The organism is Streptomyces platensis, from assembly GCF_008704855.1.
Taxonomy (GTDB): Bacteria; Actinomycetota; Actinomycetes; order Streptomycetales; family Streptomycetaceae; genus Streptomyces; species Streptomyces platensis.
The window spans coordinates 8,409,494-8,431,217 of sequence record NZ_CP023691.1; the positions used below are offsets into that span (position 1 = coordinate 8,409,494).

Here is a 21,724-nt window from a genome sequence, read left to right on the forward strand (position 1 = left end):
CCCACAAGCACCGCTCCTCCGTGGTGGCCCGGCTGAAGGCACCGGGCCCGACCGGATGCACCCGCACCTCCAGCGGTGGACAGCCGGGCACGGCGGCCGAGCCGCGCTCCCCCCGGCGAGGGCGGTGCCCAGGGCGAGTCCGGATGCGGCGAGGACCGGGCCGGTGCGAGCAGCTGCTGCCCGGCCCGCGCCCGGTCCTCGGCGGACCCGGTCGGTATCTCCGGTGCCCTACTCCCGGAGCAGCTTCTTGAGCACTTTCCCGGCCGGGTTCCTCGGCACCTGGTCGATGAAGGCGATGCGCCGGGGCCGCTTGTAGGGGGCGAGCTGCCCGGCGGCGTGCCGTAGCAACTCCGCGGTGCCGACGTCTTCGTCGGCCACGACGAAGGCGAGCGGAACCTGGCCGTAATCGTCGTCGGGGATGCCGATGACGGCGGCTTCGTGCACCGCGGGGTGAGTGGTCAGGGCCCGTTCGATCTCGGTCGGGTAGACGTTCTGCCCGGCGCGGATGATCAGATCCTTGCTGCGGTCGACGAGGTGAATGCGGCCGTCGGGGTCGAGGAAGCCGAGGTCGCCGGTGCGGGTCCAGCCGTCGACCGTGATCTCGGCGGTGGCCGACTCGTCGTTCCAGTAGCCACGCATCACACCGGGCCCGCGGACACAGATTTCGCCGATGGCGCCCGGGGGCACCTGCCGACCGCGCCGGTCGAGGGCGCGGACGGACATCCCGGGGATGACGCGTCCGCTCGGGAGCCGCTCGGCCATGCGCTCCGGTGCCGGGTGTTCCTCCGGGCCGAGGGTGACGAACGGGCCGCCGACCTCAGTCATGCCGTAGACCTGGCGGAAGCCGCAGCCGAGCCGACGGGCGGCCTCGGCGTAGACATCGACGGGCATCGGCGAGGCCCCGTAGAGGATCTCGCGCAGGGAGGACAGATCGGTGCGCTCGAAGCCCTTCGTCCGAAGCAGGAAGCGCAGCATCTGCGGTACGAGCCAGATGTGGGTGGCCCGGTTGGCCTCGATCGCCGCGAACGAGGCCTGCGGCGTGAACCCCGGCAGCAACACCACGGTGGCGCCCGCGGCCATATAGGTCAGCGACACCACCATGCTGCCGTGGTAGAGCGGGCAGCAGTTGACCAGCACCATCTCATCGACGGGCCGGGCCACGGCCAGCCAGCCGAGGGCGATGGCCCGGAAGGAGGCGTGGTCGACGGTGACTCCCTTGGCCCGGCCGGTGGTCGCCGAGGTGTGCAGGATCGCCGCGAGCGCGTCGTCCGGGATGTCCGGCAGCGCTTCGGTGCCCGTGGACTCCGCGCCGAGGGCGGCGAACTCCGCGCCGTCCAAGGCGAGACGGAGGCGCACCGGCAGATCGGGGTGGCGGTCCAGCAGCGCCGCCTCACCGATCACCGCGACCGGCTCGGTGCGCTCCACGACGCCCGTCACCTCGGCGGGGGTCAGGCTGTGATTCAGGGGCACGAAGAGCGCCCCCAGGCGAGCCAGCGCGAAGTACGTCTCCAGGACCTCGATGCGGTCCAGCGAGAGCACCGCCACCCGGTCGCCGCGTCCTATGCCGCGCGCAGCCAGCCCATGTGCCAGGCATACGGTCCGGTCCCGGAACTCGGCCCAGGTGACCGAGCGGTGCTCGTCCACCAGGGCCGTGCGGTGCGGGAAACACTGCCCGTTGCGCTCCAGAAGCTGGGCGAGCCACATCACGAGCCGCCGGGGGAGGTGCCGCCGCGCTCGGCGACGAAGCGCTCGTAGTCGCCGAGGGTGGTCAGCCCCTCCATATCCTTGCCGGTGACCTCCACCCCGGTGTGCTGCTCGATGAGCAGAACCAGGCGCACCAGGTCTCCCGAGTCGATGCCGCTGGCACTGAGGTCGGTGTCTTCACCGAGGACGTCGGCGAACTCCCGAGTGCCGGTCAGCTCGACCAGCATCTCCCGTACGGTACTCATGCGTTGCCCTTCCTTGGCGGGTTCCTTGCCGTGAGAAGAGGCGCGGCGGCCGGCCGGCTCTCCGTCCGGCCCGCGTGGCCTTCGTCACCCACCGCCCAGGGATAGACGACCCGGGCGGCGCACTCCTGAGCAGGTGAAGCAGGTCTTCCCCACCCCGCCGTCCCCCCGGAACCCGTTGCTGACGGGCCGGGCCATCGGACGGAAGGGCCGGGGAAGACCCGGCACCACCCGACGAAGGAGGTACTGTGCACGGGCCGAGTGAGGACGACCTCCACGCGCACTTCGAGGCGCTCCTGGCCGCCGGCCGGCAGATCGAGCCGCGCGACTGGATGCCCGACGGCTACCGCCGCATGGTGCTGCGCCAGATCGCCCAGCACTCCCACTCCGAGATCATCGGCATGCAGCCGGAGGGCGCCTGGCTCACCCGCGCGCCCTCGCTGCACCGCAAGGCGAGCCTCCTGGCGAAGGTGCAGGACGAGGCCGGCCACGGGCTGTACCTCTACGCGGCCGCCGAGACGCTGGGCGCCGACCGGGCCAACCTGCTGGACGCCCTGCACCGCGGTCACCAGCGCTACGCGGCCACCTTCAACCATCCCGCCCTGACCTGGGCCGACACCGGAGCCATCGCATGGCTGACGGACGGCGCGGCGGTGGTCAACCAGGCCCCGCTGTGCCATACCTCGTACGGCCCGTACGCGCGGGCCATGCGACGGGTGTGCCAGGAGGAGGCGTTCCACGTCCGGCAGGGCTACGACGTGTTGTGGTCGCTGTGCCAAGGGACACCGGAGCAGAAGGAGATGGCCCAGGACGCGGTCAACCGCTGGTGGCTGCCGGCGGTGGCGCTGATGTTCGGCCCGCCCGACACCGCGGCGGGCGGGGCGGATGCGCGCACCGCCGCCATGGGCGCGGCCGTCAGCCGGCGCTCGATGGCCTGGGGCATCAAGCAGCACACCAACGACGAGCTGCGGCAGCGCTTCGTCGACAACTGCGTGCCGCAGGCCGAGCGGCTCGGTGTGACCCTGCCCGACCCGGCGATCCGCTGGAACGAGGAACGCGGCCACTACGACTTCAGCGCGGTCGACTGGCAGCAGTTCCGGGACGAGCTCGCCGACGATTCGGCCTGTGCCCGGCAACGGCTGGCCCATCGAGTGGCGGCGCACGAGAACGGTGCATGGGTGCGCGAGGCCGTCGACGCCTATGCGGCGTACTCCGCGGCACACCGCGCAAGGGAGGAGACGCCATGAGCGAGCGGCCCGCACACGTGCGGACCCCGTGGGAGGTGTTCCTCCGGCCGCGGCGCGGCCTGGCCCACCAGCACGTCGGCTCGGTGCACGGCGCCGACGCCGACATGGCACTGGCCAACGCCCGGGACCTCTACACCCGCAGGGGCGAGCCGGTGTCCCTCTGGGTGGTGCGCTCCGACGCGGTGCGCGCCTCCTCGCCGGACGAGAAGGACCCGCTCTTCGCGGGCGCGTCCGGCAAGCCGTACCGATACCCCGAGTACTACGTGCCGCTCAACGAGGGGGAGAACCATGCCGGTTGACCTCGACCCGGATGGCGCGGAGTACGCGCTGCGGCTGGGGGACGACGCGCTGGTCCTGTGCCAGCGGCTGTGTGCCTGGGTGACGCACGCGCCAACCATCGAGGAGGACCTCGCGCTGTCCAACATCGCCCTGGACCTGCTCGGCCACGCCCGAGTCCTCCTTGCCCGCAGCGGCCGGCTCGACGGCAGCGGGCGCAGCGACGACGACCTCGCCTACCGCAGATCCGAGCGGACGTTCCGCAACGCGCTCCTGCTGGAACTGCCCAATGGTGACTTCGGGATGACCATCGCTCGGCAACTGGTGTACGCGGTGTACGCCGGACTGCTCTACACGGACCTGACGCGCTCCCACGACACGGAGCTGGCGGGCTTCGCCGGACGAGCCGCCAAGGAGGTCGAGTACCACCGCCTGCACGCCGCCCGGTGGGCGGTGCTGCTGGGCCGCGGCACGGCGGAGAGCCGCCGGCGCATGCAGGCAGGTGTCGCGCTCGTCTGGCCGTACGCAGCCGAGCTGTTCGAGCCGGACGAGCTGACGCAACGACTGGCGGCCAACGGGACGTGCGTCAGTCCGGCGCGGCTGCGGGAGCCGTGGGAGACGGACGTGGCGGCCGTCCTGGCCGAGGCAGGGCTGGACGTGCCGACCCCGTCCTGGCGGGCGACCGGCGGCCGGTCCGGGCTGCACACCGAGGCACTCGGTCCGTTGCTGGCCGAGTTCCGGTCGGTGTACCACCAGTACCCCGGGGGTACCTGGTGAGCGCGGCTCCGGTGCCGGGCACCGAGGAGATCCTCGCGCGGGTGGGCGCCGTGCCCGATCCCGAGCTGCCCATGATCACCCTTGCCGATCTAGGGGTCATCCGCGCGGTGGAGACGGCCGCGGACGGCGCGGTGGAGGTCATCGTGACGCCGACGTTCCTGGGCTGTCCGGCCATGCCGGTCATCGTGGCGGGCATCCGGGACGTGCTGGCCGAGTGCGGCCACCCCGAAGGACGGGTGCGGCAGGTGCTCTCGCCGGCCTGGACCACGGACTGGATCGGTGCCGAAGGCCGGCGCAAGCTCGCCGAGCACGGCATCGCCCCACCGGGCGAGTCCGGGGCGCCGCTTCCGGTCCGTCTGGGGCTGGGGGTGCCGTGCCCGTCCTGCGGTTCCCACGCGACACGGCCGCAGAGCCCCTTCGGAGCCACCCGGTGCCAGTCCGTGCTGGTGTGCACGGCATGCCGGGAGAGCTTCGCCCACTTCAAGGCGGTGTGAGGCCGGCATGACGGATGTGAAGCGCCGGGCGGCGGGCTGGTACCGCCTGCCGGTGGCCGACGTGACCCACCTGACCGACGACACGGTAGCCATCACTCTGCACGTCCCGCCCCCGCTCGCCGATACCTTCGCTCTCCGGGCGGGACAGCATGTGACCGTCCGCCAGGTGCTCAACGGGCGGGAACTGCGACGCAGTTACTCGGTGTGCCTGCCGCCCCGGTGGCGTTCCGGTCTGCGCCTGGTGGTCAAGCGCCTGGGGCCCGGCGGCTTCGCGGAGTACGCCACAACCGCGCTGACCGTGGGGGACATTCTCGAACTCGGACCACCCACAGGCGAGTTCCGGCTGGCGGAGCGGCCGGGAGCGCACCATGTGCTGATCGCGGGCGGGAGCGGAATCACTCCGCTGCTCACCATGGCGGCGGAAGCCCTTCGGGAGGACGCGGCCTGCCGGGTCTCCCTGATCTGTGCCAACCGGGACTCCGGCTCGGTGCTGCTCGCGGACGAACTGGCCGACCTCAAGGACGCGTACACCGAACGGTTCTTCGCGCTGCATGTGCTCTCCCGGGAGACGCGGGAGTCCGCACTGCTCTCCGGGCACCTTGACGCCGACCGGCTGCCCAGGCTGCTGGCGCTCCTGGGTGCCGAGCCAGGTGGGGAGGCGTACTTTTACCTGTGCGGGCCCTGGGCGTTGGTCGACTCGGCCCGTCGCACGCTCACCGAGTGGTGCAACGAGCCGGACCGGGTGCGCCTTGAGCTGTTCACCACGGGCGAGCAAGCCCACGACCGGGCCGTGCCCCCGGACCGGGCCCGGTCCGGCCGGATCACCGCGCGGCTCGGCGGTCGGACGACTGTGACCGCCATGGCGGCCGAGGACCGTGTGCTGCTCGATGCGGTACTGCGGGCCCGGCCCGAGACCCCGTACTCCTGCCGCGACGGTCTGTGCGGTTCCTGCCGCGCCAGGGTGACCACGGGCCGGGTCACCCTGGGCCGCCAGTACGCGCTCGGTGCGGCGGAGCTGGCGGCGGGCTACACCCTGGCCTGCCGTGCGCAGCCCGCCTCGGACGAGGTCGCTCTCGACTTCGACGTCTGAACCGCGTCCGCACTCCTACCCGCGCCCCGCGTTCCCCGTGACGTACCCGAACGAGGGGGAATTCCCATGCCGAACCGCACTCCCGAACCCACCACCCTGCCGGAAGACGACACCCTCCTGCCGTTCGAGGGACCGTCCCCCTACGAGGACTACATCCACGCCTCCGTGCTGTCCTCTCTGCAACAGCCCCTGACCGCTGCACCCGAGGAGATGCCGTTCCTGGTCCATGACTCATGGACACCGATAGCAGAACTGACGCCTCTCCAGTTCAAGGGCTTCCGGGCCGTGTTCGGGCGGGCATCCGGATTCCAGTCGGTGATGTACCGGCACCTGGAGTTCCTGCTCGGCGACAAGTCCGAGGCGATGACCCGCCCGCACCGCGGCCCCCGGCGGTCCACGCGGAGCTGTGCGAGTCCCTGGCCCGACCGTCGCTCTACGACGAGGCGTTGGGCCACCTGCACCGCCAGGGCCTCCCCGTCCCCGCACACGTCCTGGAACACCCTGCGGCCACGCCGTACGAACCCGACCCCGACGTCGAGGACACCTGGCGGCGGATCTACTCCGGTCCCCGACACAACCCGTTGGTGGCTCTGGGCGAAGCCCTCCCTCCCGTCAGGCGCCGTTGAAGGTCGACCGGGCGCTGTCGAGGGTGGCGTCCATGCGGGCTACCTGGCCCCGGGTGAACATGAACATGGACTTGTCGTCGGTGTAGTCCATGTAGTTGACGAACATGTCGCCGTCCGGCCCGTTGCTGCAAGACAGCCGAGGGAAGGTCGGGGTCTGAAAGTTGGGACCGCCGGAGTTCGGGGTGTCTTCGACGAGGTCGCTGCCGTTGCAGCCGTTGTCGTCGTCGCCCCAGATGTGCAGCAGGTTGAGCCAGTGCCCCACCTCGTGGGTAGTCGTGCGCCCACCGTTGAAGGGAGCGGAGGCGGTGCCGGTCGTACCGAAGAACCGGTGGCCGATGACCACCCCGTCCGTCTCCGCGGGACCACCCGGGAACTGGGCATAGCCGAGTATCTCGTTGGGGTCGTTGGGGCCGAAGATGCGCGGACATACCCAGAGGTTGAGGTAGCGGTTCCGGTTCGCGGCGTTGCCGGGTCTTCGGCCATCAGCAGATGGTGCACCGGCATCGTGCCGCAGCCTCGGTGGGCAGGAGCAGTGGCCGCATCAATCTCGGACAGCTCATACCTCCAGGTGCGCGCGGGCAAGGGCGGTGAGGACGCTGCGAGTCGGGTGGGGGATCGGCGCATCCCGACTCCCTTGATTGCCAGGAGGTTTCCGTCGACCAGTGGTTTCTGGCACGTCCCGGTGTCCTTCCTTGGGCTTGAGACAATCGGCAGGACCGTACGAACGAATACAGGGGTGGAGATCATGGTCAATCTGGTGCTGCTCGGCGTCTTGGTGGTCGCCATCGGCGGGTGCGTATGTGTGCTGTGGGCGGGGCGCGGCGGGCCCCGTTGGGTCCGCGGTGTGGCGAGCGTGACGCTCGCCGTGAGCGAGCTGGTGCGTCGCGCCGAGAAGAGGAACCGGCGACGGAGCTCGGGGACCACCAGTGGCCGCGACTAGCAGTTTCGTTTGGATCAGTCGGTCGTTGGTCCGGGTGTGCCGTTAACAGATGCGCAGTGGGCGCGAACTGAGCCGCTGCTTCCGAACCGGACGCCGAAGCGGGTTGGACGCTGGCGTGATCACCGGGAGGTGATCGACGCGATCGCCTTCAAGTTCCAGACCGGAACACAGTGGATGCACCTACCGGAGAAATGCGGCAACTGGAGAGGTGTCTACAACCGGCTGCGGATGTCGGCCCTGGAAGGCACCTGGGAGCGAGTGCTCACGGACCCCGACGAGTGGTTGCGCGCGATCGACGTCCAGGATCAGCAGATGGGCACCTACGGCATGACGTCATGTCACCGCGAGATGGCGGCCCGGTGGCACCCATCCGAGCGTCCATTATGGGCGCCGGCGAAGAGATCAAGTCCAAGGCCGATCGGGCGTCGGGGAGTTGGCGGACCTGGCAGAGATGCTCCAGGCCGTAGCCCGTGGCTGGTACCCCGATCTGGCACCACATCTTCGTGTCCGGGCGGAGGCACTCAGCGGCGTCCGGCCCCCCCCCGGCGGAGTCCGAAGTATCAGCCTGAACGGGTGTGGCGACGCCGGTCATGCGATCGCTGTCGGACGACAGGAGATTGTCAGCGGTTGGCGACATGTCTGGTTTCAGTGGCTCAGTTCCGGGCGGCGGTAATCCGCGCGGTGCGGGTCAGCCGGTGGCCGAGGATGCTGTCGGCGCCGAAGACGGGGCCGCCGCAGAATGGAGCCGCAGTTCCGACTGCCATCCAGCGCAGGAGGTGAAGCTCCTCGGCGGGGGCGGGGGCGGGGGCGGGGGCGGGGGCGGCGGAGCGCCGGCTTCAGGAGCTGCGCGCCGGCGGTGTGCTGACGCCGCGCACGTATGGATGGTCGCCTGCAGCGCCGGGAGCAGCGGCTTACGGAGGCGGGGTCAGTTTGATCAGGAAGTTTTGGTCGGCGGCGCCGGAGCAGCGGCCTTGGACGATTTCCGCTCCCTCTATGGTGTCTTGGTCACTCAGGCTCAGGCATTGGTTTGCGATAACCGGGCGGATGCGGAAATGGGCGGTGTCAGGTGGGCCGTAGCGTTCGAGGAGGTTGCGCTCCGGCCCGTTCGCCAGGACGGTGAGGCAGCCGATGCCGTACTTCGGGTGATGCCACTGGATCTGGACGATGTTTTTGCCCAGCGGTTCGAGGAACACGCGCGGCTGGATGGCCTTCTCGCAGTTTTGTTGTGCGGCGATCGCGGTTTGGCATCGGCCGGTTCGGTCCTTGCCTTCGGTGAGGCACAGCTCAGGTGTGCGAGCTGGATGGATGTGCGCCCAGCTGCCTACCGCCAGCATGCGCAGTCCGGTCACGGGCATTGCGGGCAGGGGGTGTGCGTGGGCTGGTTGGAGAACAGGCTGCTGGCGCCGAGCGTGCCCGCGACGCCGATCCCGACAGCGCCGAGCAGACCAACAGTCCGGCGCCACCACGGGACGTGGGCGGGGGCCGGCGCCTCGGTGAGTGGTCCGTCGGGCTTGTCATCACGACCGTCGCCGGGTGCTGCGGGCTCGGTGGTGGCGATTCGACGACGCATCTCAAGCCACTTCTGCGCTTCTTCGTCGCTGAGGCCGCACGCTCGGGTGAGGGCGTCGATAAACCGTTCTCGGGGCAGGGTGACACGCCCGAGAGTGGTTTCGATGGTGCTGGCCGGGAGCGTGTCGCTGTGTGCGGTGGCCTTGTCCTCGAGTTGGCGGTACGTCAGGCCGGACCAGATGCGCAGTATGCGCAGTGCCGCGGTGAACTCGGCAGGGGTTTGGCCTGCGTGGGTTGTGGCGGATCCTCCAGCGGCTTGGCAAGGCCGTCCCCCTTCTGGCTCATTGCCGCAGGATGACCCCACAGATCATCACTGGGCAACGGCTAAACCGGCCTTGTTCGGGGGCGTTCGGAACGCGATGAGCGTAGTTCCGAACAGGTGCGAACGGAGCTTCTCCTTGTCAGCCCGATGATTGTGCGGCAATCCTCGGCATCGAGCGACTTCGGTTGTTGTCACTCGAAGTCTGGCGTTCATTCACGGGCTTTGCAGCATGTCCGGCACCAGCCCGTGGACAGGCGAGAGTCCATCGGTCGAGCGAAAAGGATGAGGTATGCGTATGCGCAGTGTCCTCGCTGGCGCGTCCGGCGGGCGCGCCAGACGCCATCGAGATAAAGAAACGGGGAAACTGTGATCAGACGATGGAGCGCGTTCCTCGCGGCCGCGATCGCCGCGTTAGCCCTGGGAACTGCGACGGTCCCGGCGCAGGCGGCGGCCGCTCGCGACGACAGCAACACCGAGGCGGTGTACTTCGTCAAGGGCTACTCCAAGGGCAGCCCGCCCGGGGCCAACTGCAAGACGTACTGGAAGCCGGCGACCACCGCATTCACGCAATGGGGCTGGCAGGGGAAGCTCCACACCGTGGGCTTCTACACCAGGGACAGGGGCTGCAGCGTGACCATCGCGAGGCGCGGGACCGATGCCTCGCTGCGTACGCTGGGCCGGGCACTGGCGAAGGACATCTACCGGCGGTACACCTCCAAGGGCAAGTCGGTGGACATCGTCGGTCACTCCATGGGCGGCCTGATCGTGCGGGCGGCCCTGACGGGGGTGCAGCAGAAGTTGCCCGGATGGCCGACCAAGCTCTACGTCGAGGACGTCGTGACACTGGGCACCCCGCACGATGGACTGAGCACCCTTGCTGGGATCGGCTGCTCCCTGGCATATGGCACCCGTCAGTGCCAGGACATGAGGCACGAGTCCTCGTTCCTCGACTGGGCCGCTCAGAGCCCCCAAGGGACGCAGGGCACGGACTGGACGCTGATCGGTGCCGCTGACGACGACGTCGTGGACGACTCCGCTCTGCGCATGTCTGCGTCCCACAGCGTCTGGTACCCCGGCAGCAACGGATGGAGCCACGGGGCCCTCACGGATATCACTGCTGGCACATACGCGATGAACTACAGGAATTGGCCCACGCCACCGCTGGAGACTCAGAACGGTGCCGCGCCGATCCGGGCTGCCATGCACGCCCTGTACTGGGAGAAGAACTGGTAACCCGCCTCCCCAAGTGACCATCAGCATCCATCGACGTGCGCATCCCGACAAACGACGGGGCCTGAGCCGCACTGAACAGGCCCGCGCGGCAGCGGTGGTGAGCTACGCGCCACCACCCTGCCGTGACAACGCTCCATCACCACAACCAGGGGGACGCAATGGCAAGACGACGACGCGCTCTAACCATAGCGGCGATGTGCTTCGCCGCGCTGATAGGGCTCAACGCTCCAGGCGCAGCCGCAGACTCCCCGCCCCCGTCCCCGCCTCGCACCAATAGTACGAACGAGACGGTGTACCTCGTCAAGGGCTACAACCCCATTGTCATCTCGCAGGGGGTGAACTGCGAGTCACGGTGGGGACGCCTTATCGAGGCGATGCAGGACTGGGGCTGGAAGAAGGAACAATTCGTCCAGGTCGGCTTCTACACAGCAGATACCCTCTGCAACATCAACCTCGCGCCGGAGGACGGCGACCGCGACCTAAGCCTGAAAGAGCTCGGCCGCCGACTGGCCTGGGACGTCTACCGCAACCACTCCAGCAAAGGCGAAAGCGTCGACCTGGTCGGCCATTCGATGGGCGGCTTGATCGTCCGGGCCGCCGTACTGGGAGTCACTTACCACGACCCCGCGGAGAGCTGGCCGCCGTTTCTCTACGTCGAGGACGCAGTCACCCTGGGAACCCCGCACTATGGGACGGGTAAAGACTGCGACTCGATCTTCGGAGCGGACCTGCAATGCCGACAGATGCTGCCCGGCTCGCAGTTCATGACCTGGCTGCACTCCACGCAGGTCCCGCAACCCACGAAGACCGACTGGACGTTCATCGGTTCCAACGCCGACACAACGGTGTCACGCAACAGCGCCACACCTACCATCGACGGAGCCCAGCACTTGGTGCGGTACCGCAAATCGGAGGGCATCGGGCACAGTGCACTGCGCGTCCTGGCCAAGGGGACAAAACGCCTGTACTACCGCAACTACGGGAGCAGTCGTTGGACCACGCTGGCAAACGGGGCAGCCCCCGTACACGCCACCAGCAACGCCCTGTACTGGGCAACCAAGTGGTAGGTCACCGTTGTCGCCAGGACGAAGGCATAGCCCCGCCGGCACGCGTGCCGGGTCGTGTTACGTAGGAGCCACTCCCCTTCAGCAAGATCCCCACTCATAACCACATCAACGCCTGGGCACACGGTGCGCCCGCTGTTGGCCCGCCTCACCGCTCAGTCAGCGGGAACTCAGGAAGAGGCCCGTCCTGCCCGGCACGAATCGGGCAGGACAGAGCCTTTTCTGCCTTCACGGCCAGCGGCAGCAGTGCGGCCATGTGCGCGTCTGCCGCCGCTCCTCCGGCGTGGTCGCCACCACGGGAGTGATCACCACCAGCGCGCCGCCCGCCCGCAAGCGCGCAGCGAGGCTGTGCAGGACCCGGGTACGGTCGTGCAGGAAGGGGAACACCAGGCGCAGGGTGATCAGGTCGTAGCCGTCGTCGCTCAGCTCTGCCGGATCGTCGTGCTCGATGCCTAGGCACAGCCACCGCACCCGCTCGGCGCCCCCGCGCTCCTTCTGGGCACGGGGCAGGGCACCCTCGGCGAAGTCGGCCGCATCGACGGTGTAGCCGAGTTCGGTGAGGAAAACGGCGAGTTCGCCTGTGCCGCAGCCCAGCTCGACATCGACCACGTCGTCCCCCTCGCCGAAGCCTGGGACTCCGGTGCCGCGAAGTGGAGCACGAAGCGCCGGGAGCAGTACGCCAACGATCTGGGCGCCGAGCGCAGCCTGGTCGCGGTCAGCCTGGGACCCAACCGCAAGAAAGGCGATAAGGATCCGGCTGAGTGGATGCCGCCGGCCAACGACGCCACCTGTACCTACGCCACTGACTGGATCTCCACAAAGCTCCGCTGGAAGCTGACCGCCGACCACGCCGAGATCAAAGCCCTGCACATGATCGCCGCGAACTGCAAAGACGCGACAGTGACGTTCACACCGGCACCGTAGAGCGCCGTGATCCTTGCTGTCCCAGGCCTGGACATCTCCACTCCAGCAGTAGGAAAGATCAGGCGCTGGGCATCCTCACCGGTCTACCGGACCGGCCCTATGACTGCCGCAGGTGAACCACCACTGCACGGAAGGAACTGACGTGACCGGTCGATCAGCCACCGTGACGAAAGCGGTCTTAGCCGGCCTGGGCTGCGGGGCTCTCTCCTTCGCCGTCTCCGTACCTGTCCGGGCCAGCCTCTACGGCGAGCAGATTCTCTCCGGAGGCAACCTCAGCACCTTTGCCGTGGTCACCACAGCAGCAACGGCCGCGACCTGGTTCGGCATCAACCGCCGGAACACTCGCACGACGGACTGACGAACCGCGTCACGCACCGACTCGCATGACAGCCGGGCCCATATGGCAACTCTGGCGGCTCACCTCGATCGGACGCGTCGCCTAGCGACAGATCGACGACGGATGGGACGACAACGCCTCCACCGGCCTCACCTGATGCCAGCCCAACCGAGGAGCGCCCGTCGGCGCTGACCGTGTCCCCTCAGGGACGGCTGCGGTCCGGCGACGTCATCACCGGCCGCAGCCGGATGCCGGAGGCATGCGAGTGCCGCCACCGGCGCGGGGGCCCTCGCGGCAACGCGGCCTCCCGCAGTGTCCCGAGTCGCAGTTGGAGCCGCAGACCGACGGGATGAACCTGTCCCAGGGGGAACCCTCGGACTCGACCAGAATCGCGCCCCGATCTCGATGTGCTCAACCGCAATTGAGCGAGGAATGACATAACGGTTGGCGCATATGGGCCCTGACCTGCGGTAAAGGCCACAGAGATGCAGCGGTACTGCAAGGCGTAGAGCGGGATGAGCGTGAGACAAAAGGCCCAGTGGACACCCGATCGGGTCATCAGCGGCCCGGTTGTGCGCCAACATCAGATGCGTGCCACTCGAAGGGCGACGGCAACCGCTCTCGTGTGCACGGCAATGGAGCCGCACCCAGACAAGGGAGAACCCGTGTCCCACCTGCCCCTACCCGGAGCTGCCTGTGTGGAGTCCGGTGAGCCACCGCTCACCACCCCCGAGGCAACGATCATCGTGATCGTTCTGGTCCTGGCCACCCTGCTGGCGCTTGCGGGCCTCCCGAGCCTGTCCGTCTTCGTGCTGCTGGCCGAGGCCATCGACACCGGTCTCCGGCTCGCCCGCCGACTGCCCGCGACGCACCGCGCCGACGCGCAGCGGGGTTGACCGTGGGACGACGAGAAGCGCCCATCGCCCAGTGCGACAAAGCACTTAAGGTCCTGGTGCGGTGGTTACGCGACCACCGCACCCGGGCGCGCCTGAGCTATGCCCAGCTTGCCGACCGCACCCGGCACCCGGCTCGTCCTGCCAACGCCCGGTGCAGCGCGGCCACCCTGGCGCGGGCCGCTTCCGGCCACGTCATGCCCAAGCGCCGGGTTGTCCTGGCATACGCCACCGCCTGTGGCGCCGATCCGGCAGAGGCCGAACGCCTGTGGAAGCGCGCCCGCTACCACGAAAGCCTCAACCAAGGCGCCGAGGAGCCCACGCCGCACATCAGGTACGTGCGCAATTCCGCCGAACTCCGCGCGGCCCTGGTGGACCTCTACCGCAAGGACGGCTGCCGGCCCTACCAGGAGCTGGAGGACATCAGCGGCGGGGTCCTGACCCATGCCACTGTTGGCCGACTGATCAGCACAAAGACGAGGCGGCCAACCGGGCGGCCCACGCGTCAGTTCGTCGTCGCGTTCGCCCGGGCCTGCGGGGTACGCGACGGCGTGGCCCTCGACGAGTGGGGACAGGCATGGGACCGGGTTGAGGAGCTGCGGCTGGGCAGTCACCCGATGCGGCGCCAGCCCGCCCTCCAGACCAGGCTGAGACCGGACGGAATCATCGAGGTCCTCTACGCCGACCGTGACCGGCTCCCTGACGGCCAAGAAGTCTGGCACTGGAACACCGCCAACGAGGTCATGGCCCGGGCAAACCAGCTCGCCCAGACGCTAACGGCGCGTGAACTCGAGGCCGCCCGGAACATTAGGCGGCTGATGCCGCCAACGAAGAAACGGATGGGGAAGCGGTCCCGCACGACCGCGCCTCCGGACCGGCAACGCCGAGCCGGCAACGCTGCCCCTGCGGGAAACAGACGCGCAGCCGCCAGCTCCACGGGGAGCAGCTCAGGAGGCTGATGTCGGAGGGGAGCTCCGCCAGGCTCCCCTCCGGTAGGCCCGGGCTGGCCGGGCGCCGGCGGCCGGGCGAGATCCGGGGGCAGGTGCCAGTCGGCAGCCGCAGCGGTCGGGGCTCCGGCTCGCCGCGGTTGTCCATGGGCAGGTAGCTCAGCCTATGAGAGCGCGAAGCACGGGGATGCCGGACGGCGAGAAGCACGGGGGGTGCGAGATGTACCAGTTCGACATCAGGACAGAAAAGGAGAAGGAGCAGCTGAATGATCAAAATTCCTCGGCATGAGTTCCCCACGAGGAACGTCGGCCTCCTGCTGGAGGTACTGACCCCGGACCTGCAGACGGAAATTGACAGCCTTTCGAGGAATTCGGAATGGTTCACCACGACCTTGGCCTCTGCGGTCCAGGTGCTCAATGTGCGCTGCGCCGATGACCCGACGGCCGCGAAGCTTGAGACGTGGAAGTCATGTGTCACGGCGATGCAGGTGGGCTCCGCGCTCTTCGCCTCGGCGCGGGCGAACACCGAGAGCGTGGAATGCCTCATCGATCACAAGCGCCGCACCATCCCGGCCGGAGCTCAGTCCTGGGTGGACGCCGGCAACTGGCTCACGGCCTTCTGGCTGGCCTGTGTGTGCCGGGAGAAGGGGCGCCTGAACGAGCTGTGCCAGGTCCCGGTATCACTCCTGCGTAACTCCGGCGCGGTATTTGACGAATACCTCTATCACTGGGTCGAGGCTCTGCAGGCCTACTGGCTGCAGCAGCCCCAACTCGGCGACAAGTTGGTGGCCGCCGTGGAAGGCACCGATCCCGATGCCATCCGGCACACCGAAGCGGGAGGCATCCTTCGCCTCATGTATCCGCCGATGAACCTGCTGACGCAGCTGGTCCGCGGCGACGAGGAGAAGTTCAACGCCGAACTCGTCAAGGCGCTGGAATGGCACAAGGACCACTGGACCCGTGACGACCGCGAGGTCAACCCGGAAGGCTTCATCTCCCTGGGCCTCACAGCGGTCACCTGCCTCGCCCGTGACGCGGGTTTCACCATCACGGTTGAGTCCGAGTACCTGCCCGAGGGCCTGCTCGACGCCGAATGGGTCGGCGAATTTCTCACATAACACCCCACCAGTTCCGCCTTGCCCGACGATCTCCTGCAGGCCACGTCGACGACGCGCTGCCTTCCACCCGGGCGACGTCGTCGCGATTGTCGATCCTCTCTCTAGTTGCGACATGCGAATGGCTGTGACGTGCAGTGTTGAGAGTTCATGTAGGAAATCTTGGTCCTACTGTTGACCTGGGATGGTATGCACATGTGAGCTTGTCTGCTGTGCGATGTAGGTCAGTTGACCTGCTGTGCTTGAGGTAGAGGGAGAATGCTGTAACTAGATCGATAATGCTCTTGGAAGCGCGTCGATTGAGGGCGGCACGAATACGCAGCCGCCCCGGACGTTTCGTGGTCGGTGACGATGCTGCAAGAAGCGTTGGATGCAGAGTTCTTGGAGCTGATGCGCTGGGATCCGGCCGTGCGGCTGCTGACCTTCCCACTGGCGCATCCGCAGCTCGGCGGCGCCGTGTGCCAGGTGATCGGCTGCGACAAGATGTCCTACAAATTCGAGGCGAGCTGCCGTCTGTGCTCCGGCTGCCAAAACCGGTGGAAGCAGAGCGGAGAGAGCCTGGGGGCGTTCCTCGCCACCGCCAAGCGAATCAGGCGCAGTGATCTCACCGCATCCCGTGGCCGGCCGGAGCAGCAGCCCACACAGTCTCCTGCAAGCGAGCAGGCTTACGGCAGGCTGAGGCGGCGCGAACTACGCGATCGCGCCGCCCGTGATTTTCGCGTCCTTGACCAGCTTCTCCATTGCGTGCCGGTGCTGGTCGCTCACCATTCGGTGAGCGAGCAGAGGACTTGGCGTCCGGAACTCAGCCGCCCCCGAGTTCATTGCTATTGGGCAATCCGGGCACGGGGAATCCGAGGTCAGGCGGAATCAGCCAAGAGACGCAGCCACCGTAGGGCAGCACATCCACAATGACCTGGTAAGTGATCACGCCAGCGGGTCCAGGCTTATTCGCCCACGCCACGAAAAGCTTCCGGGGCAGATTCGTGTAGCTGGGCACACGCGCGAGGCGGATGACAGGCTCGATCGCCTTGACTTTGAGCACCGAGAGAAGGCAACTCGTGATGACATCCCGCGCCTTCGGGTCCGTCACCAGTCCGCCTACCTTACGTTCGACAGGAGGGCAGGGAGTGTTGAACAGGGACCCGGTCAGCCCTCTCTTGCAGGTTTTCGTCTCCAGGGTGGCTGGGCCGGTCGGCTTTGTCGGCACCGCGCACGTGACTCCAGGGATACTGAGGATCGTGCCCGGGAAGATCCAGTGGCCGTGGTCGCTCGTCCCGAATACCGGGGGGCCGGGATGCTCGCGCGCGGCACTTTCGATCACTGAGCGATTCGCGTCGTAGATCTCAGGCCATCTGTTCGCGTTCCCCAAGAACTTGAGAGCGAGCTTTGACAGCCAGTCCCCATCCACGATCGTGTGTGGGGCCGTACATGTCGTCGGCTGAGGGCTGGTCGGTTGGGTCGGAGCCGTGGGGCGTTGCGGCGCAACGCTCGGAGGCGGTGTCGGCGGACTTGGTGACACGGGCGGATGTTCAGGCGCTGGCGACAAAGGACTGGGCGCGGACGGCGACCGAGTTGTGTGAGTCGGCGTAGGCGTCGACGGGCTCGGTGTCGGTGACGCAGTGGTGTGCTCGTCGGATGGCGTGGGTTCGGGTGTCTGAGCCTGAGCGGAGAGGCCGGACGAGAGGACTAGGGATCCCGTCGCCAGGCTTGTGGCCACCACGAGGGCCACTCGGCAGGTCGGTCGTATTCGTGGTTTGGTGCGGCGCAGCGAATTAGTTCGCATGCTGACCTCCTGGAAGTCGCATAAGGTCACCAACTGCTACGCTATGTGACTAACTCGGATGTCGCCTTGCGCCTGAGGCCATACGGGGTAACGCGACTGCCATTCGGGCGGAGTCAACAAAAGCGCGCATACACCAGCGAGCCGGCCTACTGTCGGGCCAGGCGGCATTCGGTTGACGTGCGAGCCGACCAACACCACCCGAATCAGCGATAGCACCACACCTGTTGCGCTGCGCATATTCAGAGGCATCAGCGCTGAGCTGCATCAACGCGAGAAGATTGGCATCGCGACAGCTCGCTCCCCTAGAGAAGCCTCCTAGCCGCGGGCCACCTCCTCGTAAGGGACCTCCCCCCTCCCGTTCGCAGACGCGCCGCAGCCGGATACGGCCGCCGCCGCACCGCGTGTGGACCTGGTGGAGCGGGACGGAATGTGGGGAGGTCGCGGCGTGGACGGTCACGGGGATGTTCACCAGGCCCCAGGTGCTCGTTCGCTTCGCGATGGTCTGCGCCATGATCCCGTCGCACCGCCGATTCCGGCTGATCGCACCCCGACCGGCCTCCGGGCTCAGACCGCCAGTTCGTGACCGGCCGCACCGAGAACGGCCGACCGGCCCCTGCCGGTGCTCGGCAGGGGGCCGGTCGGCCGGTCACATTTCAGTCAGCCCGGTCGACCCGGATGCAACGGAGCGACAACATCGACACGACGGCATCGATGAGCAGGGGCACCTCCGGCTGCAGGTAGAGCAGGTAGTACAGGGCCCCTGCCACCGTGAGGTCGGACGCGTTGGGCCGCCTCCACCTGACTCTGATGCAGCGCCAGGTCTGTGGTTCCATGAGTGGAGTCCTTTCCTTGTCGAACGCACCGATGGGGGTCTGGACGTCATCGGAGGCCGCCCTGCATGGCGGCCTCCGTCGTCTCGACATGGACATTAGGGCGCTGAAGAAGGCACCGATGCCACGAGGGGCCGCCATCGGCCACCGCGCCCCACACCGTTCCTGGCATGCGACGTTCCAGCGCTCCAACTTTTCTAGAAGCTGAGCTATAGGCACCTGACCTGCGGGTTTCTTGATCCTTTGCGGCTCTGATCCCCGCAGATCGATCGTGAGCCGAAAATTCCCTTCATAACGTGGCTCAATCTCGCCCATCGTGCGGATGAGCTGCCCGCGCGAGGGCCGGCGGAGCGCCCGCTGACGACCCGTTGCACACCTGCCGGGACCGGATGCCTCGGGCAAGGGACCGTCACCGGTGCTCAGGTCACGGTCCGATCGCCTTGAGGGGGTCGAAACCCAGTAGTTCGATCTTGCGCACGTGATGGACTTGGGATCGGGGCGGCGGGGGCCGCTCCGTGGCTTGGTGCTGTCTTTTCCATCTGCCGGCGGACGGTTCTCACGGCGTCCCAAGCCCCGCACAGCACGGTAAGCCCGTGTAAAGGAGCGAGATGCAATTACGTCCCCACCAGCAAGAAGCCCTGGCCGCGATCCTGGCAGCAGTCCGACAGGGCCGGCGACGGATGACCGTCGTGGCCGCCAGCGGCAGCGGCAAGACCCTCATCGCCCAGCGCGTCTCCGCCGAACTCGCCAGCCGGGGAGCGACGCTGGTGCTGGTGCCGACCAAAGCGCTGGTGGTGCAGACCGCCCGCAAGTGGCGTGAAGCCGGGTATCGCGGCCTGCTGATCGGCGTGTGCTCCCTGTCTCAGGACGACAGCGGCCTGTCGTCCCGGGAGCTCACCATGACCAGCGACCCGGCCGCCATCGCGGCTCAGGTGGCCGGGTCGCCCGGCCCGGCGGCGGTGGTGGCGACCTATGCCTCCCTGCACCACCTGGCGGCCGCCCATTCCAGTGGCCTGGGCGCCTGGGATCTACTGATCGCCGACGAGGCCCACCGCACCTGCGCCGCGTTCGGCGAGGGCTGGGGCACCGTTCACGACGACACCCTGTTACCTGCTGCCACTCGTCTTTACATGACCGCCACGCCGAGGGTTTGGGCCGCTCGCGCCGACGCCGGCCTGCTCGATGCCGAGGACCGTACGCCTCTGGCCACGATGGAGCACGAAGAGGTGTTCGGCCCCATCGTCTACCGCCTAGGCTTGGCTGACGCCATCGAACGCGGCATCGTTGCCGATTACCAGGTCTTGGTCGTTGTCGTGGACGACCAGGACCGGGATCTGCTCAGCATCCTCAACGATCCCCATCCCGCTGGCACCGCGCACCACGACGGCCTGCGCAACGCCGCCGTGCAGGTCGCCGTCGTGCGTGCCATCCACGAACACAAGTTGCGCCGGATCCTGGCCTTCCACAACCGTGTTGAAGCCGCGACCGGGTTCGCCCGTACCCTGCCGCAGACCGCCGCCAAGGTCCACGATCCACTGCGCCGCGACCATCTGTGGTCGCATGCCGTCTACGGCGAGCAGGACGACACCGTGACTCAGTCCCTGCTCGCGGCTTTCGACGACCCCGGGCAGGACGTCGCGGTCCTGTCGAACGCGCGCATGCTCAACGAGGGCGTCGACTTGCCCGACCTGGACGCTGTCGTCTTCGCCGCCCCCCGTTACAGCACCATCGACGCCGTCCAGGGAGTCTCCCGTGGCCTGCGCCAGATGCCGGGGGCGGGCAAGCGCACCACCTTGTTGATTCCCGTCTATCTGCCCGAGACTGGCGACGGCTCCAACATCCTCGAAAGTTCCGACTTCGCCGCCCTGATCGCGATTCTGCAGGCTCTGCGCTCACATGATGAGTCGTTCATGGATCGCGTCACCCTGCCCCCGCCGACCCGTCCCAACACTCTGATTACCCGCGACCTGCTCTACAGCGAACCTGAACGCGCCGCTCAACTCGCCCGTGTCCTGGGCCTGAAGGTACTCATTCCCGCCGCCGGCACCTGGGCCGAGGGGCTGCGCTCTGCCACCGATTACCATCGCTCCTTCAGCCACTTGAACGTCCCCTTCGACTACACCGACGAGGACGGCTTCGGCCTGGGCCAGTGGACTGCCGCCCAGCGGCTTCACCACTTGCTGGGGGCCCTGACTGCCGAGCGCCGTACCGCACTGGAACGCCTGGACATGTGCTGGACGTTGCCCACCACCACCCAGGCCATGCTCGACCACGCTCGCCTGTTCGCCCGTACCCACGGCCACCTCGCCGTCCGCCCCAGCACCGTCGTCGGCGGGTACGCCTTGGGTAAATGGTTGGGCACCTGCCGGACCCGCGCCAGCGCTGGGAGCCTGGACGTCGAGGTGCAGAGCGCCCTGGACCGGATCGACCAGTGGTGGAATCCGCCCTGGCCGCCCGCGTGGCAGTCCTACTACGCCTTGGCCAAGGCCTGCTACCGCGGCCGGGGCCAGACATGGAGCCTGGCCGGGGACGAACCTTCCCAACACGACCGTGCTGTCGTCGGCTGGATGAGGACGCAGGAAGCCACGTTCTTCCGCCTGACGCCCGAGCAGCAGGACCTGCTACTGCAGATCGGAGCGCAACCCCACACCGGGATCCTGCTGCCGCCGTCTGCCAGGGGCACCGGCACCGGGGGTGATTTCGGCTTGGGGCTGTCGCACGCAGCCCGTTTCCTGGCCGAGCAAGGTCACCTGGACATCCCCGCGGGCCACCAGGCCGTGTGGAAGAGAAGTGCGAGTGGTCCCGCCAGCTCTTTCCCGCTGGGAGCCTGGTTCCATGAGCACCTCGCGTCTTTGGCCTCCGGCGAACGCCGCGCTCTGAACGCGATTCGGGAACTTGCCCGCCGCGCAGCCGAGTTCGGCCAGGCCCCCGGTGAATCCCGTCCCCCACAAGCACGTCGGAGTCGGACGCGAGCAGGAGCCGGCCAGCAGGACACCGTCGCAGACCTCACCGGCCGCCCGCACGCGATGGCCGCCGCCTACAGGAAGGCCCGCCGGGGCAACACGCCGACCGCCTTTGTCCTGCAGCGTGCCGATGGGTGGAGCGCCCGGGTCGACACCTCCACCACCAAACTGGTCGTCGTGCAGCCCGAAGCGGCCCTTAGCATGCAGGTCTTGATCGAGCGGGCAGTCCGCGCGGGCAAGGCGGCTTGGGGGAGCACCGGGCCCGTCCACTTCTCGATCGGCGGAGTCCCCGACGAGGAGACCGCCCGCAGCTGGGCCGTCCAACTCTACGGCGTGACCCACGAGCACTTGCGCAACGTGATCAGCTACTACGGCTTCGCCGAAAAATTGCAGTGAACGACCCGGGGC

Annotated in this window: 21 protein-coding genes and 3 pseudogenes; 16 read left to right on the forward strand and 8 right to left on the reverse strand. The window is 68.0% G+C overall.

The window, feature by feature from the left end; genetic code table 11:
• Nucleotides 1-228: 228 nt before the first annotated feature.
• A complete protein-coding gene (locus tag CP981_RS37115) occupies nt 229-1,704 on the reverse strand; it encodes a class I adenylate-forming enzyme family protein (protein ID WP_085926379.1) in 1,476 nt (491 codons plus the stop codon).
• Nucleotides 1,704-1,949, reverse strand: coding sequence for an acyl carrier protein (locus CP981_RS37120; RefSeq protein ID WP_085926378.1), 246 nt, complete (start codon nt 1,947-1,949; stop codon nt 1,704-1,706). The genes CP981_RS37115 and CP981_RS37120 overlap by 1 nt, the downstream gene beginning before the upstream one ends.
• Before the next feature lie 245 nt (nt 1,950-2,194).
• Between CP981_RS37120 and paaA the strand changes: the two genes are divergently transcribed.
• From paaA to CP981_RS39430, 6 genes and pseudogenes are all read left to right on the forward strand, one after another.
• Nucleotides 2,195-3,193 (forward strand): 1,2-phenylacetyl-CoA epoxidase subunit PaaA, encoded by a 999-nt coding sequence (paaA, locus tag CP981_RS37125; protein WP_085926377.1) that lies wholly within the window; start codon nt 2,195-2,197, stop codon nt 3,191-3,193.
• The gene (gene paaB / locus CP981_RS37130) at nt 3,190-3,492 is read left to right on the forward strand and encodes a 1,2-phenylacetyl-CoA epoxidase subunit PaaB (RefSeq protein WP_085926376.1); all 303 of its coding nucleotides are present in this window, start codon (nt 3,190-3,192) and stop codon (nt 3,490-3,492) included. Before paaA ends, paaB begins: the two co-directional genes overlap by 4 nt.
• The gene (gene paaC / locus CP981_RS37135) at nt 3,482-4,246 is read left to right on the forward strand and encodes a 1,2-phenylacetyl-CoA epoxidase subunit PaaC (protein WP_085926375.1); all 765 of its coding nucleotides are present in this window, start codon (nt 3,482-3,484) and stop codon (nt 4,244-4,246) included. Before paaB ends, paaC begins: the two co-directional genes overlap by 11 nt.
• On the forward strand, nt 4,240-4,740 hold the full coding sequence (paaD, locus tag CP981_RS37140) for a 1,2-phenylacetyl-CoA epoxidase subunit PaaD (protein ID WP_085926422.1): 501 nt from the start codon (nt 4,240-4,242) through the stop codon (nt 4,738-4,740). The genes paaC and paaD overlap by 7 nt, the downstream gene beginning before the upstream one ends.
• A gap of 7 nt (nt 4,741-4,747) precedes the next feature.
• Nucleotides 4,748-5,830, forward strand: coding sequence for a 2Fe-2S iron-sulfur cluster-binding protein (locus tag CP981_RS37145; protein ID WP_085926374.1), 1,083 nt, complete (start codon nt 4,748-4,750; stop codon nt 5,828-5,830).
• A 210-nt stretch (nt 5,831-6,040) separates the two neighbouring features.
• A pseudogene (locus CP981_RS39430) lies at nt 6,041-6,133 on the forward strand (hypothetical protein); the annotation flags it as partial.
• 309 nt (nt 6,134-6,442) lie between these two features.
• Here the strand turns inward: CP981_RS39430 and CP981_RS37155 are convergent.
• On the reverse strand, nt 6,443-6,970 hold the full coding sequence (locus CP981_RS37155; protein WP_085926373.1) for a M43 family zinc metalloprotease: 528 nt from the start codon (nt 6,968-6,970) through the stop codon (nt 6,443-6,445).
• A 231-nt stretch (nt 6,971-7,201) separates the two neighbouring features.
• On the opposite strand from CP981_RS37155, the gene CP981_RS37160 reads away from it, so the two are divergent.
• Both CP981_RS37160 and CP981_RS39660 read left to right on the forward strand, forming a co-directional pair.
• Nucleotides 7,202-7,396 carry a hypothetical protein gene (locus CP981_RS37160; RefSeq protein ID WP_085926421.1) on the forward strand — a complete coding sequence of 65 codons (195 nt, stop codon included), beginning with the start codon at nt 7,202-7,204 and terminating at the stop codon, nt 7,394-7,396.
• Nucleotides 7,397-7,432: 36 nt separating this feature from the next.
• Nucleotides 7,433-7,645: pseudogene (locus tag CP981_RS39660) on the forward strand (transposase); the annotation flags it as partial.
• A gap of 662 nt (nt 7,646-8,307) precedes the next feature.
• On the opposite strand, the gene CP981_RS39075 reads toward CP981_RS39660, so the two are convergent.
• The 3 genes and pseudogenes from CP981_RS39075 to CP981_RS39085 all read right to left on the reverse strand — a co-directional run.
• The gene (locus CP981_RS39075; RefSeq protein WP_244329975.1) at nt 8,308-8,745 is read right to left on the reverse strand and encodes an RICIN domain-containing protein; all 438 of its coding nucleotides are present in this window, start codon (nt 8,743-8,745) and stop codon (nt 8,308-8,310) included.
• Nucleotides 8,742-8,966, reverse strand: a complete 225-nt coding sequence (locus tag CP981_RS39080) for a hypothetical protein (protein ID WP_244330118.1) — start codon at nt 8,964-8,966, stop codon at nt 8,742-8,744. Before CP981_RS39080 ends, CP981_RS39075 begins: the two co-directional genes overlap by 4 nt.
• A 72-nt stretch (nt 8,967-9,038) precedes the next feature.
• Nucleotides 9,039-9,269, reverse strand: a pseudogene (locus tag CP981_RS39085) (hypothetical protein); the annotation flags it as partial.
• Between the two features lie 324 nt (nt 9,270-9,593).
• On the opposite strand from CP981_RS39085, the gene CP981_RS37175 reads away from it, so the two are divergent.
• Complete coding sequence (locus CP981_RS37175) at nt 9,594-10,460, forward strand: esterase/lipase family protein (protein WP_244329976.1); 867 nt, start codon at nt 9,594-9,596, stop codon at nt 10,458-10,460.
• 290 nt (nt 10,461-10,750) lie between these two features.
• The gene (locus CP981_RS37180) at nt 10,751-11,527 is read left to right on the forward strand and encodes an esterase/lipase family protein (protein WP_085926372.1); all 777 of its coding nucleotides are present in this window, start codon (nt 10,751-10,753) and stop codon (nt 11,525-11,527) included.
• A 225-nt stretch (nt 11,528-11,752) separates the two neighbouring features.
• Here CP981_RS37180 and CP981_RS37185 read toward each other — a convergent pair whose 3' ends face one another.
• Entirely contained in the window at nt 11,753-12,133 is a 381-nt protein-coding gene (locus CP981_RS37185) for a class I SAM-dependent methyltransferase (protein ID WP_244329977.1), read from the reverse strand.
• Between CP981_RS37185 and CP981_RS37190 the strand changes: the two genes are divergently transcribed.
• The 5 genes from CP981_RS37190 (at nt 12,125) to CP981_RS37210 (ending at nt 15,743) form a co-directional block, all read left to right on the forward strand.
• Nucleotides 12,125-12,448, forward strand: coding sequence for an HNH endonuclease family protein (locus tag CP981_RS37190; RefSeq protein WP_085926419.1), 324 nt, complete (start codon nt 12,125-12,127; stop codon nt 12,446-12,448). The genes CP981_RS37185 and CP981_RS37190 overlap by 9 nt on opposite strands.
• 142 nt (nt 12,449-12,590) lie before the next feature.
• On the forward strand, nt 12,591-12,806 hold the full coding sequence (locus tag CP981_RS37195; protein ID WP_143658965.1) for a hypothetical protein: 216 nt from the start codon (nt 12,591-12,593) through the stop codon (nt 12,804-12,806).
• Between the two features lie 644 nt (nt 12,807-13,450).
• The gene (locus CP981_RS37200) at nt 13,451-13,681 is read left to right on the forward strand and encodes a hypothetical protein (protein ID WP_143658963.1); all 231 of its coding nucleotides are present in this window, start codon (nt 13,451-13,453) and stop codon (nt 13,679-13,681) included.
• Nucleotides 13,682-13,683: 2 nt separating this feature from the next.
• Nucleotides 13,684-14,637: a helix-turn-helix domain-containing protein gene (locus CP981_RS37205; RefSeq protein WP_158092667.1), complete on the forward strand. Its 954-nt coding sequence runs from the start codon at nt 13,684-13,686 to the stop codon at nt 14,635-14,637.
• A gap of 254 nt (nt 14,638-14,891) precedes the next feature.
• Complete coding sequence (locus CP981_RS37210; RefSeq protein WP_150522388.1) at nt 14,892-15,743, forward strand: immunity 49 family protein; 852 nt, start codon at nt 14,892-14,894, stop codon at nt 15,741-15,743.
• Nucleotides 15,744-16,542: 799 nt separating this feature from the next.
• On the opposite strand, the gene CP981_RS37215 is transcribed toward CP981_RS37210, so the two are convergent.
• Entirely contained in the window at nt 16,543-16,830 is a 288-nt protein-coding gene (locus tag CP981_RS37215; protein ID WP_143659043.1) for a hypothetical protein, read from the reverse strand.
• 2,131 nt (nt 16,831-18,961) lie between these two features.
• Between CP981_RS37215 and CP981_RS37220 the strand changes: the two genes are divergently transcribed.
• On the forward strand, nt 18,962-21,712 hold the full coding sequence (locus CP981_RS37220; protein WP_085927677.1) for a DEAD/DEAH box helicase: 2,751 nt from the start codon (nt 18,962-18,964) through the stop codon (nt 21,710-21,712).
• Nucleotides 21,713-21,724 lie beyond the last annotated feature (12 nt).